The sequence below is a fragment of the Rathayibacter sp. AY1D1 genome (assembly GCF_002932635.1).
Lineage (GTDB): Bacteria > Actinomycetota > Actinomycetes > Actinomycetales > Microbacteriaceae > Rathayibacter.
On sequence record NZ_PSVY01000047.1, the window covers coordinates 1 to 12214 of the forward strand.

A 12214-nucleotide genomic window follows, 5' to 3' on the forward strand; every position below is an offset into this window, starting at 1 on the left:
GGGTGGTGGAGCGGGAGGCGGTCGTGGGCGGTGGGGACCTCGAGGAACGCGCCCCCGCGCCACCGCGAACCGCTCGACGACCCCCGCCTCCGACCGCTTCCGCGACTTCATCGCGTCCGGCTGGGCCGAGCGGGAGGAGCCGCTGCCTGCTCCGCGCGAGCAGGCGTCCTTCGCCGCCTCCCGCCGCGAGCGCCTCTCCGCGCTGCACACCGGCGTGCGCATCGTCATCCCGGCGGGCCGCCTCAAGCAGCGCGCGAACGACACCGACTACCCGTTCCGTGCGCACTCGGCCTTCACCTGGCTCACCGGCTGGGGCTCCGACTCCGAGCCCGGCGCGGTGCTCGTCCTCGAGCCCGCCGGGTCCGGCCACAGCGCGACGCTCTACTTCCGCGAGCGCGCGGGCCGCGACTCCGACGAGTTCTACGCCAACCCCGAGATCGGCGAGTTCTGGATCGGGCCGCGTCCGTCGCTCGCGCAGGTCGCGAGCGATCTCGGCCTCGCCACCCGCGGGATCGCCGAGCTCGACGCGGTCCTCGACGCGCACGACGGCGTCCCCCTCGCCGTGCTCCGCGAGGCCGACCCGGCGGTGACCGGCCGTCTCGACGCGGTCGAGGCCGACGAGCGGGCGGACCGCGACGCGGCGCTCGAGCGCGACATCGCCGAGCTCCGCCTGGTCAAGGACGCCTACGAGATCGCCGAGCTGCGCGCCGCCGTCGACGCGACGGGCCGCGGCTTCGAGGACGTCCTCTCCGACCTGCCGCGCATCATCGCCCACGAGAAGGGCGAGCGCCTGATCGAGGGCGTCTTCAACGGACGCGCGCGCGCCGACGGCAACGCGGTCGGCTACGACACCATCGCCGCGGCGGGCCCCCACGCCTGCATCCTGCACTGGACGCGCAACGACGGGCCGGTGCGCCCCGGCCAGCTGGTGCTGCTGGACGCCGGCGTCGAGCAGGACAGCTACTACACCGCCGACATCACCCGCACCTTCCCGGTGGACGGCCGCTACACGGACGCCCAGCGCCGGGTGCACGAGACGGTGCGGGAGGCGGCCGACGCCGCGTTCGCGATCGTCCGCCCCGGCATCCGCTTCCGCGAGGTTCACGCCGCGGCGATGGCCGTCATCGCGCGGCGCACCGCCGAGTGGGGCCTGCTGCCGGTCAGCGCCGAGAAGGCGCTCGAGGCCGACAACCAGCAGCACCGCCGCTACATGGTCCACGGCACCAGCCACCACCTCGGACTCGACGTGCACGACTGCGCCCGCGCACGGCGCGAGATGTACCTCGACGGACTGGTCGAGGAGGGCATGGTCTTCACCATCGAGCCCGGCCTCTACTTCCAGCCCGACGACCTCACGGTCCCGGAGGAGCTGCGCGGCATCGGCGTCCGGATCGAGGACGACGTGCTCGTCACCTCCGACGGCGCCGAGAACCTCTCGGCCGGCATCCCGCGCTCGGCCGACGACATCGAGGCGTGGATGGCCCGACTGGCCCGCTGAGGCCGGTCGCCCGCGGGGAGCCCCGGCCGCTCAGGCGGCGACGGGCAGCGCGAACTCCCCGCGGGCGGCGGCGAGCGCCAGCCCGTCGAGCAGCGTCGCCAGCTGACCGGCGGGAGCGTCCGGGTCCTCGGGATGCCACTGCACACCCACGAGGGGGGCCGCGACGTGCTCGACGGCCTCGATCACGCCGTCCTCCGCCCGGGCGACGACCCGCAGCCCCGGAGCGAGCAGGTCGACCGCCTGGTGGTGCGCGCTCTGCACCGCGAGCGCCTCGGATCCGAAGAGCCCGCCGAGCACGGAGCCCGCCGCGAGCCCGACCTCGTGCCGGTGCATGCGCTGGTGAGCAGGGGCCTCCGCGTTGACGTGCTCCGCCTCCGGCCCCAGGTCCTGCACCAGCGTGCCGCCGAGCGCGACGTTGACGATCTGCAGGCCGCGGCAGATGCCCAGCAGCGGGGTCCGGCGGGCCAGCGCCCGGTGCACCAGCGCGATCTGGGCGGCGTCGGCGCGCTCCGCGTGGGGGCCCTCGGCCGGGTAGCCGCGGTCGGCGCCGTACTGCTCGGGAGCGATGTCCTCGCCGCCCGCGAGGACGAGGGCGTCCGCCCCCGCCGTGCGCGCCAGCAGCTCCTCCGTGCCCAGCTCCTCGGCGGCGAAGCGCTCCGCCCGCCAGCCGCGCTCGTGCGCGAGGGCGAGGATGCGGCCGTTCAGGATCTGCACGTAGGCGTGGTACTCCTCGCGGCCCGGTCGCACGCGGGCGACCTCGACGATGGCGAGTGAGCGGGTCATGACTCCATCCTGGGCACGCCGCCGCCGCCGGTCGAACCGCCGTGTCACGCGGTGTCACACTCCGGCCGTACGATCACGGAGTGACCTCGCCGAGCCCGTCCCTCCTGGAGCGCGTGCAGCAGGCGCGCTCCGAGGTCTCCGTCCTCGCCGGGACCACTCCCGAGCGCCGGGTCCGACCGCTGCGCGAGGCCGTCGAGCACGTCGCCGCCGGCGGCTCCCCCGATCCCGGCGCCCTGCTCGACGCGGTCGACTCGCTGGTCGGGCTCGTGACCCGCGCCGAGGTGCAGCTGAGCGGCGTCGAGCGCTCCGTGCGGGACGACCTGGAGCGGGCCGCCACCCTCTCCGACCTGCGCACCTCGGCGCAGCTCGCCTCCGCCGCCGACGTGGCCGTCGCGTGCGCCGCGGCACGGTCGCTCCTCCTGGACGCCGACGACGCCCGATCGGCCGGCGCCCGCCACGATCCGGCCGCGCTGCTGGTCCTGCTGCTCGACGCCGACTCCGCTCTGGACGCCGTCGTCTCCGGGTACCGCGAGCCGCGCGCCCAGGCCGAGCGCCAGCTCCTGCTGTTCGAGGCGGCGCGCACCGCGGCCCGGCTCGGCGCCGAGTCGGTGCTGCTCCTGGCCGCCGTGCACGGCGAGCGCATCACCGCGGCACCCCGGATCCTCGCCGAGGAGACGCTCGGGCAGCTGGACACCGCGGTGCGCCGTGCGGCAGGCGATCCGGCCGGCGCTCTGGACGAGGCCCGCGCCGCCGCCGACCGCGCCCGCTCCGCACTCGACGAGGCCCTGGTCGACCTCGACGGCGCGCCCCCGTCGCTCCGCCCCGCGGCCGTCCCCGGAGGCCTGCCCGCGGCCTGAGGACGCAGGCACCCGGCAGCGGCGCGCGTGCCATAGTGAGGGACATGGCCTCCTTCCTCGTCGTCCCCCAGTGGCAGGGCTCGGCGTCGACGCGCGCGATGCGCCTCGTCGACGGAGCCGAGGCGATCCGGGGCGATCTGCCCTCCTCTGCCACCACGACCCTCGACATCCCCGCCGAGGCGGGCGACGCCCAGGACACCGGCATCCGCCGCTACGCCTCGGTCGCCACCGTCGCCGAGCGGGTGCGCGAGGCCCTCTCGGGCCGCACCGGTCCCGTGATCACGATCGGCGGCGACTGCGGCGTCGAGTTCGCGGCGATCGGGCACGCCGTGCGCTCGGCACCGGACCCGGTCGCGCTGGTCTGGCTCGACGCCCACCCGGACGCGCACACTCCCGAGTCCTCCCCCAGCGGCGCCTTCTGCGGCATGGTCCTCTCGGCCGCGCTGGGCCGCGGCGTCGGCCTCCTGAGCGCGGGCGCCGAGGAGCGGGTGGCCGACGAGCGCGTAGTCCTCGCCGGTGTCCGCTCCGCCGACGACGGCGAGCTCGAGCCGCTGGTCGAGCGGGGGGCCGCGGTGCTGACCGCGGACGCCCTCGACCCGGAGTCGCTCGTCGCGGCGGTCGAGGCGACCGGTGCCGCCTCCGTCTACGTGCACCTCGACCTGGACGTGCTCGACCCCGCCGACCTCGCCGGGCTGTTCGACCCCGTGCCCTTCGGCGTGCCCGCCTCGCGCCTCGTCGCGAGCCTCGACGCCCTCCGGTCCCGCTTCCCGCTCGCGGGCGCCGGCGTCACCTCGTTCGCCCCGTCGTCGCCGACGGCGGCCGAGGACGACCTGCCCACGATCCTCCGCCTCCTCGGCGCTCTGTCCCGCGGGGCCTGAGAGAGCCCTGCCATCGGCGCGCAAGCCCGAGCGCGTGTCGGCGGCACCCGGCAAGATGGTCGGACGCGACCGAGCGGAGGAACGATGAGCGACGAGAGACCGCGCGTGCGCACCGAGCGGCGCGGGACCGTGCTCGCGATCGTGCTGGACCGGCCCGAGAAGCGCAACGCCGCCGATCTGCGGCTGCTCGCGGAGCTGGCGTCCGCGTACGGCGAGCTCGACCGCGACCCGGAGCTGCGCGCCGGCGTCGTCCTCGCCGAGGGCGGGCACTTCACGGCCGGGCTCGACCTCGCCGACATCGGGCCCCGCCTGGGCTCCGACGGCCTCGACTTCGTGCCCGAGGGCGGTCTCGACCCCTGGGGCCTGCGCACCCGCCCCGTGAGCAAGCCGGTGGTCATCGGCCTCCAGGGCACCTGCCTCACGCTCGGCATCGAGCTCGCGCTCGCGAGCGACGTCGTCCTCGCCGAGCGGTCCACCCGCTTCGGCCAGATCGAGGTCGCCCGCGGCATCCTGCCCTTCGGCGGAGCGACGCTGCGCTTCCCCCGCGCCGTCGGCTGGGGCGACGCGATGCGCTGGATCCTCACCGGCGACCTCTTCGACGCCGAGGAGGCCCACCGCATCGGCCTCGTGCAGCAGGTCGTCCCCGACGGGACGGTCGCCGAGGCGGCCTGGGGTCTGGCCGCCCGGATCGCCGCGCAGGCGCCGCTCGCCGTGCAGGCCGCCCTGGCCAGTGCCCGGCTCGCGGTCGCCGCGTCCGACGCCGAGGCCGCGGCCGCGCTCCCCGGGGCGCTCGCGCGTCTCGCGGCGTCCGAGGACGCGCGCATCGGCACCGAGGCCTTCCTCCAGCGCACGACGGCGGAGTTCACCGGACGATGAGCGACGAGAGCACCACCGTCACGGCGCCCGGCGGCTCCTCCCTCGAGGCGCAGCAGGAGCGCGCCGCGCAGCAGCTCGAGATCCGGCTCCGCTACGGCGACCAGGTGTGGGAGCTGCGCGAGGTCGACCACTTCGCCGTCTTCTCCCGCCGCAGCACCGCACGACGGGCCGGGCGCGTCCTCGTGGCCTCCGGCTTCCAGATCGCGATCTCGCGGCTGAGGCTGAGGCAGGTCCTCGTCGCGAGCCACCACGCCGCGGTCGACGAGGAGTCGACCACCGCGTTCCTCCGCCAGGTGATCGAGGCGGTCGAGAGCCACGGCGGCCGCTACGACGGCTGGCGGGCCGAGATCGTGCCGGCGCATTGAGCGCCGGGCACCCACCGACGACGGGGCTCGACGCCTCCGAGAACCCCAGGGAGACAGCATGAGCAGCACGACGGACGAGTTCGACGTCATCGTCATCGGAGCAGGACCGGTGGGCGAGAATCTCGCGGACCGCGCGGTCCAGGGCGGCCTCACCGCGGCCGTCGTCGAGAGCGAGCTCGTCGGGGGCGAGTGCTCCTACTGGGCGTGCATGCCCTCGAAGGCGCTGCTGCGGCCGCCGATGGCGCTCCGCGCCGCCCGTGATCTCCCCGGCGCGGCGCAGGCGGTGAGCGGAGGAGTCGACGTGCCCGCGCTCCTGGCCCGCCGCGACTCCTTCACCAGCCACTTCGACGACCACGGCCAGGTGCAGTGGCTCGAGGGCGCCGGCATCGAGCTCGTCCGCGGGCACGGCCGCCTGAGCGGCGAGCGCGAGGTGACCGTGACCGGACCCGACGACGAGGTGCGCGTGCTCCGCGCCCGCTCCGCCGTCGCCGTCGCGACCGGCACCACCGCCGTCGTCCCCGACATCCCGGGCCTGCGCGCGGCATCCCCCTGGACGAGCCGCGAGGCCACCTCGGCCGAGGAGGTGCCGCCGCGCCTCGTCGTCATCGGCGGCGGAGTCGTCGCGACCGAGATGGCGACCGCCTACGCCGGCATGGGCTCCTCCGTCACGCTCGTCGCCCGCAGCGGACTCCTCGCGCCGTTCGAGCCCTTCGCCGGCGAGCTCGTCGGCTCGGCGCTCCAGGAGCTCGGCGTCGACCTGCGCCTCGACGACTCGCCCGTCTCGGTCGAGCGCCGGTCCGACGGCACCGTGGCCGTGACGCTCGAGGGCGGCGACGTCATCGAGGCCGACCAGGTGCTCGCCGCGACCGGCCGCGCCCCGCACACCCGCGACGTCGGCCTCGAGACGGTGGGCCTCGAGCCCGGCTCCTCGCTGACGGTCGACGACACGATGCTCGTGCTGGGCGGCGACGGTGCTCCCCTCGGCGGCGGGCGTCCGTGGCTCTACGGGGTGGGCGACGTGAACCACCGCGCACTGCTCACGCACCAGGGCAAGTACCAGGCCCGTGCGGCAGGCGACGTGATCGTCGCTCGCGCCACCGGTGCCGAGGTCCACGACGCCCCCTGGGGAGCGCACGTCGCGACCGCGGACCACGAGGCCGTGCCGCAGGTCGTCTTCACCGACCCCGAGGTCGCGTCGGTCGGCCTGACCGCCGCGGCCGCCGAGAAGGCCGGCTACCGCACCCGCGTCGTCGACTACGAGATCGGCTCGGTCGCCGGCGCCGCCCTCGCCGCCGACGGCTACACGGGCACCGCGCGGATGGTCGTGGACGAGGACCGGAAGGTCGTCCTCGGCGTCTCCTTCGTCGGCAAGGAGGTCGGAGAGCTGATCCACTCCGCGACGATCGCCGTCGTCGGCGAGGTGCCGCTCTCGCGCCTCTGGCACGCGGTCCCCTCCTATCCGACGATCAGCGAGGTCTGGCTGCGGCTGCTCGAGACCTACGGACGCGACAGCGCGTGAGCGCGCTCCGTCGAGCCGTCGCGATGGTGGCCCTGGATCCGGCGATCACCCGGCCGGGCTACCTCTTCGCGTGCGCGGTCGGACTCGCCTGGGGCGCGCTGTGGAGCACGGGCCCGATCCGGCGCAGCCACGGCCTCGTCGTCTTCACCGGTCTGCCCTCCTGGGCGTTCGGCCGCGGAGGGTCCTGCGTCGGCACGAGCTACCTCACGGGCACCAACGTCTCCGACAGCGTCCTCGAGCACGAGGCCGTGCACAAGGAGCAGTGGCGGCTCTACGGGATGTGGTTCCCGTTCGCGTACACGGTGGCGGGTCGCGATCCGCTGCGCAATCGATTCGAGATCGAAGCCGGTCTCGAGAAGGGCGGATATCTCCGTGGTCACTGACATGACGGGGCGCGTCGTCGTCCTCACCGGAGCGAGCTCCGGCATCGGCCGGGTCGCGGCGGGAGCGCTGGCGTCCGCCGGTGCCCGCGTGGCCGTGGTCGGGCGGAACCCCGAGCGCACCCGCGCGGTCGCCGCCGACGTGGGAGGGGACGCGTTCCTGGCCGACTTCGACCGGCTCGACGACGTCCGCGCCCTGGCCGACGGCCTCCTCGAGCGCTACGAGCGGATCGACGTGCTGGCGAACAACGCGGGCGGGCTCGTCTCCCACCGCGCCGAGACGGTCGACGGCCACGAGCGGACGATCCAGAGCAACCACCTCGCGCCGTTCCTGCTCACGCGGCTCCTGCTCCCGCGGATGATCGAGACCTCGAGGGAGCGGGCCGGCGTCCGCGTCGTCTCCACGGCGAGCCTCGCGAACCGCTTCGGTCGCCTGAGGCTCGACGACCTCGACAACCGCCGGGGTCCGTGGCTCGGCGGCTGGCGGGCGTACGGCACGTCGAAGCTGGTGACGATCCTCTTCATCCGCGAGCTGGCGGAGCGCCTGCTGACGACGTCGGTCGACGCGTACTCGTTCCACCCGGGCGTCGTCTCGACGAGCTTCGGCGCCGACAGCACGATGATGAAGCTGATGACGAGCCTCTCGGTCGGCTCCTTCGGCATCTCCGCCGAGGCGGGTGCGGTGCCGCTGATCACCCTCGCCTCCGAGCCCGACGTCGGCGCCGCCAGCGGCACCTACTTCGACCAGCTGACGCCGCACGGCTCCCTGAACCCCCAGGCCCGCGACCGCGCTCTCGCCCACGACCTCTGGACTCTCTCCAGCCGCCTCGTGGGCGTCTCCCCCACCCTGTAGCCGCTGCCGCTCCCCGCCGCCGCCGACTCGGCGCGGGGCGGCGCGGAGCACCCGGCGCGCTCGCCGGGAGGATCTCGACACACCCTCTCCGAGGGCTGCCCGATCAGCAGGTCTGTGCGCGGTCGCCCGACTCGGTGTGTGCCCGCGAGCTTCTCGATCAGCCGCGAGATCGGTCGGGGTGGATCTCGATACTCCCTCTCCGAGGGCTGCTCGATCAGCATGTCCGGGCGCGATCGCCCGACTCGCCGGGCACCCGAGGACCGCTCGATCACGCGCGAAATCCGTCGGAGTGGATCTCGAGATGCCCTCTGCGAGATCCACTCGATCAGCATCGTCCTCCGCGGTCGCACCTCCAGCCCGCCGTCCCCCGCGGTCGCGCCCCCGGCGCGCCGCATCCTCTGCGGTCGCGCCCCTGGCGCGCCGTCCCCCTTGCGGTCGCGCCTCCGGCGCGCCGTCCCCCGCGGTCGCGCCTCCGGCGCGCCGACCCTCTACGAGCAGTGCCCGGAGCGTCGCAGGGCGTCGTTCTGCAAGGCGGAGGAGGAAGCGATACCGGCGGTATCGCGCCCGACGACAACACCGCAGAACGTCGCCCTGCGGCGCTCCGGGTCAGTTGGACTCTTGGCGGCCGAGGCGCCAGTACCCCATGAACGCCACGCGCTTCCGGTCGAGTCCGAGCTCGGTGACGAGGCAGCGGCGGATCAGCTTCACGGCGCCGGCTTCTCCGGCGATCCAGGCGTAGAGGCCGGGGTCGGTGCTCTCGTCGGGGACCTCCCAGAGCATCTCGTGGTCGACGTCGATGTCGCTGACGTCGACGCCGCGGTGGTGGGCGGTGAGGAAGCGGGTGGCCCAGGCGCGGACCGCGTCGCCGAGGGCCGCTCCGGGGGCTGCCGCGTCGGCGCGGACGATCCAGGTGACGTGGACGCCGGCGGGGTGGTGGAGCGGGAGGCGGTCGTGGGCGGTGGGGACCTCGAGGAACGCGGCTCCGGTGGCGTCGTCGTCGAGGCTCTCGAGGATCGCGGCGATGGCGGGGACGGCCGTCTCGTCGCCGGCGAGGAGGAGGGAGGTGGCGGCGCCGGGGTGGAACTCGACTCCGCCGCCGGGGAGGTGGGAGCGCGTGTCGGGCGCGATGATGACGATCTGGTCGCCGGCGCGGGCGCTCTCGACCCAGGCGGAGGCCGGTCCGGTGTCGCCGTGGGCGGCGAAGTCGATGTCGACCTCGGCGTCCTCGGGGCGGACGGCGCGGATGGTGTAGGTGCGGAGCGGGTTCCGGAGCTCGTCGGGGAGCTGTCGCCAGCGGTCGTACCAGTCGGGGTCGAGTCCGTCGGGTCCGTCGGGGTCCGAGACGGAGGCGAGGAAGGCGGGGGCGTCGGAGGCTGCGGTGGGGACGACGAGCTTGATGCGCTGGTCGGGGCCGGTGCAGCCGACGTGGTCGAGGCCGGTGCCGGTGAGGGTCACGCGGATGAAGTGCGGGGCGATCCGGGTCGCTGCGGCGACGGTCGCGAGGTACGGCCGGTAGGCCGGTCGGGCGGGGGCGGCGGTCGTCGGAGGCATCGCCTCAGTCTCGCACAGAAGGTAAGCCTTGCCTAACACTCAGCCGGGACGCCCGGCGGACGGTCAGCGCGCGGCGTGCTCGGCGGAGGTGCGCAGGCGCGCCTCCACGTCGGCGGCGAGCTCGGCGACGACGGGGCCGGCCCCGCCGATCCAGGCGCAGAAGTCGTGGCGGCCGTCGGCCCACGGGTAGTCGCCGTCGACGACCGACATCTCGCCGACCCAGGCCCGGACCGCGCGGTCGAGCGCGACTCCGCGGGAGCAGCGCTCACCGGTGCCGGGGGCGCCCGAGCGCTCGGAGCGGCCGAGCCAGGTGACGCAGACCCGTCCGGGGGCGGCGAGCGGCGGCAGTCCGCGCGCGTCGTCGACCTCGACGAAGACCTGGCCGCGGGCGTTCGCGGGGAGGGTGTCGAGGATGCTCTGGATCCACGGCACGACGGTCTCGTCGCCCGCGATCAGGAACTGCTTCACGTCGACCGGCGCGGAGCCGTCGCGGTCCTCGAACATGCACATCGTGTTCGAGTATAGGCAAGGCTTACCTCAGTGACCAGAGCCGGACCTGACCATCCGCCGTGCGGCCGCGCCCGGACCCGTCACGACTGCGGCCTCCCCCCTCACCACTGCGGCGGGTGCCGCCTCTGCCAGCGCGCCCGCCGCTCGAGCTGTGCGCCGATCGCCAGCAGCGTCGCCTCGCCGCCGGGTCGCCCGATCAGCTGGACTCCCATCGGCAGGCCCTCCTCCGTGGTGCTCAGCGGAAGGGTGATCGCGGGGAGGCCGCTCACGTTCACGAAGGACGTGTACGGCGTGTAGAGGCACTGCTGCTCGAAATTGCGCTCGGGATCCTCGAGGTCGTACCAGCCGACGGGGCGCGGCGTCATCGCCAGCGACGGCGTCAGGACCGCGTCGACGCCGGAGAACGCCGCGATCACCGCGCGCTCGTAGCCCGAGAGCCAGGACGCCGCCTCGACGATCTCGCGGGCGGAGCGCCGGCGTCCCTCCTCCACCAGCCAGCGGGTCAGCGGCTCCAGCAGATCGAGGTCCGCGCCCTCGACGGGCAGGGTCGCCGCGCCGCTCTGCCACAGCGTCCGGAACGCGGCGGGGTACGCGGCGCTCGGGGGCAGCGACGCCTCCTCGAGCCCGTGGCCGAGCGCGGCCAGCGCGGCGATCCCCTCGTCCAGCGCGGCGCGCGCCTCCGGAGCGAGAGCGATCTCGTACTCCTCGTCCCAGGGCGAGTCCGTCAGCACGCCGATCTGGAAGCGCCCCTCTCCGCGCACCGCGGCGCCGAGGAACGAGCCGTCGCCGTCACCGGGCGCGCCGAGCGACCAGCGCTGCGGGAGGCGGCCGTTCGTCCGCTCCAGCATGCCCTCGAGCAGGAGGCCCGCGTCGGCGACCGAGCGGGTGATCGGCCCGGCGACCGTCAGGCCGCCGACCCCGCCGATGCCGGAGAGCGCGGCGATGCGTCCGCGGGAGGGCTTCAGTCCTACCAGGCCGCAGGCCGCGGCGGGGATGCGGATGGACCCGCCGCCGTCCGAGGCGGGGGCGAACGGCAGCAGTCCCGCGGCGACGGCGACCGCCGCTCCTCCGCTGGATCCGCCGGCCCCGAGGCGGGTGTCCCAGGGCGTGACGGCGGGCGGGCCGATCAGCGTCTCGGTGTAGGAGGGCATCCCGAACTCGGGCGCCGCGGTCTTGCCGAGGCTGACCGCTCCCGCCGCATCGAGCACCTCGACGATCTCGTCGGAGGCGGTGGGCACGTGGTGCTCGCGCAGCCGCGATCCGGATGCGGTCCGCACGCCCGCGCGCCGCCAGAGGTCCTTGTCGCCGCTCGGCAGGCCCCAGAGCGGAGCGGTGCCGGGCCCGGTGCCGAGCGATGATGCCCGCTCCCGCGCCCGATCGGCGGTCACGGTGGCGAAGGCGCCCAGCTCCCCGTTCCAGCGCTCGATCCGGGCGAGGTAGTGATCGGCGAGCTCGAGAGGCGTGACCTCTCCGCGCTGCAGCCAGTCCCACTGCTCCTGGGCGCTGAGGTGGTGGAGTTCGAACATGGAACGACCCTATTCCGCCGCTCCGGGGAGCCGGCGGAACAGGGTCGTGGGGGTCAGGCCGCGCGGCGGCCGCTCTCGCTCGCCTCGTCGATGCCCTTCCGGGCGCCGTCGGGCACCACGGTGTCGCGGTCGATGCGGGCGCCGGTCGCGATCACGGCCGAGCGTCCGATGCGGGAGTAGCTCCCGATCCGCGCCCCCGGTCCGATGATCGCCTCGGGCCCGACGTGCACGTTCGCGCCGATGAAGGCGCTGTGCCCGATCATGGCGTCGCGGTCGACCCAGCTGCCCGCGCCGATCCAGGCGCGCTCGCCCACGGTCGCGCCGGGCTCCACGTAGGCGCCGGTCTCCACGTACGCGGTCGCCGAGACGCGCGATCCGGGAGCGACCATGCCGCGTCCGTTCGCGTGGCGGCGGTAGACGATCTCGTCGTCACTGCCGCGCGCCCCTCGACCCTTGTTCATCCCTGTTCCTGCCATCTGCCTCTGGCTCCTTCGAGCTGTCCGGTGGGCGGGGCGCCGAGCCCCGTCCCGTCATCGGTAGACAACAGCGGCGAGCGCCCGCGCATTCCCCGTTCGGGGGGCGCTGGCGCTCGCCGCTGTTGTCTACCGATGACGGGAC

General features: G+C 74.9%; 13 protein-coding genes. 8 read left to right on the forward strand and 5 right to left on the reverse strand.

The features are described 5' to 3' along the window. The coding region (locus C5C56_RS16680) for an aminopeptidase P family protein (protein WP_258065706.1) at nucleotides 1-1498 on the forward strand (1498 nt) is incomplete at its 5' end. 30 nt (nucleotides 1499-1528) lie between these two features. Here C5C56_RS16680 and C5C56_RS16685 read toward each other — a convergent pair. After that, nucleotides 1529-2281, reverse strand: coding sequence for a gamma-glutamyl-gamma-aminobutyrate hydrolase family protein (locus C5C56_RS16685; RefSeq protein WP_104319966.1), 753 nt, complete (start codon nucleotides 2279-2281; stop codon nucleotides 1529-1531). An 80-nt stretch (nucleotides 2282-2361) separates the two neighbouring features. Between C5C56_RS16685 and C5C56_RS16690 the strand changes: the two genes are divergently transcribed. From C5C56_RS16690 to C5C56_RS16720, 7 genes are all read left to right on the forward strand, one after another. Next, nucleotides 2362-3138, forward strand: coding sequence for a hypothetical protein (locus C5C56_RS16690; protein WP_104319967.1), 777 nt, complete (start codon nucleotides 2362-2364; stop codon nucleotides 3136-3138). Nucleotides 3139-3182: 44 nt separating this feature from the next. Next, complete coding sequence (locus C5C56_RS16695; RefSeq protein ID WP_104319968.1) at nucleotides 3183-4016, forward strand: arginase family protein; 834 nt, start codon at nucleotides 3183-3185, stop codon at nucleotides 4014-4016. An 84-nt stretch (nucleotides 4017-4100) separates the two neighbouring features. Then, nucleotides 4101-4892 carry a crotonase/enoyl-CoA hydratase family protein gene (locus C5C56_RS16700; protein ID WP_104319969.1) on the forward strand — a complete coding sequence of 264 codons (792 nt, stop codon included), beginning with the start codon at nucleotides 4101-4103 and terminating at the stop codon, nucleotides 4890-4892. Next, complete coding sequence (locus C5C56_RS16705) at nucleotides 4889-5257, forward strand: ribonuclease E inhibitor RraB (protein ID WP_104225032.1); 369 nt, start codon at nucleotides 4889-4891, stop codon at nucleotides 5255-5257. Before C5C56_RS16700 ends, C5C56_RS16705 begins: the two co-directional genes overlap by 4 nt. A 58-nt stretch (nucleotides 5258-5315) precedes the next feature. Further along, nucleotides 5316-6776, forward strand: coding sequence for an NAD(P)/FAD-dependent oxidoreductase (locus C5C56_RS16710; protein WP_104319970.1), 1461 nt, complete (start codon nucleotides 5316-5318; stop codon nucleotides 6774-6776). A gap of 23 nt (nucleotides 6777-6799) precedes the next feature. Beyond that, nucleotides 6800-7159 (forward strand): Fe-S oxidoreductase, encoded by a 360-nt coding sequence (locus C5C56_RS16715; RefSeq protein WP_104273845.1) that lies wholly within the window; start codon nucleotides 6800-6802, stop codon nucleotides 7157-7159. Beyond that, nucleotides 7149-8009: an SDR family NAD(P)-dependent oxidoreductase gene (locus C5C56_RS16720; protein WP_244230659.1), complete on the forward strand. Its 861-nt coding sequence runs from the start codon at nucleotides 7149-7151 to the stop codon at nucleotides 8007-8009. Before C5C56_RS16715 ends, C5C56_RS16720 begins: the two co-directional genes overlap by 11 nt. Nucleotides 8010-8615: 606 nt before the next feature. Here the strand turns inward: C5C56_RS16720 and C5C56_RS16725 are convergent. The 4 genes from C5C56_RS16725 to C5C56_RS16740 all read right to left on the reverse strand — a co-directional run bounded on the left by C5C56_RS16725 (nucleotide 8616) and on the right by C5C56_RS16740 (nucleotide 12072). Continuing rightward, entirely contained in the window at nucleotides 8616-9560 is a 945-nt protein-coding gene (locus tag C5C56_RS16725) for a siderophore-interacting protein (protein ID WP_104319971.1), read from the reverse strand. 63 nt (nucleotides 9561-9623) lie between these two features. Next, entirely contained in the window at nucleotides 9624-10064 is a 441-nt protein-coding gene (locus C5C56_RS16730; protein ID WP_181027263.1) for an SIP domain-containing protein, read from the reverse strand. Nucleotides 10065-10171: 107 nt separating this feature from the next. After that, the gene (locus C5C56_RS16735) at nucleotides 10172-11596 is read right to left on the reverse strand and encodes an amidase (RefSeq protein ID WP_104319972.1); all 1425 of its coding nucleotides are present in this window, start codon (nucleotides 11594-11596) and stop codon (nucleotides 10172-10174) included. A gap of 53 nt (nucleotides 11597-11649) precedes the next feature. After that, complete coding sequence (locus C5C56_RS16740; protein ID WP_104225025.1) at nucleotides 11650-12072, reverse strand: transferase; 423 nt, start codon at nucleotides 12070-12072, stop codon at nucleotides 11650-11652. Between the last annotated feature and the right edge of the window lie 142 nt (nucleotides 12073-12214).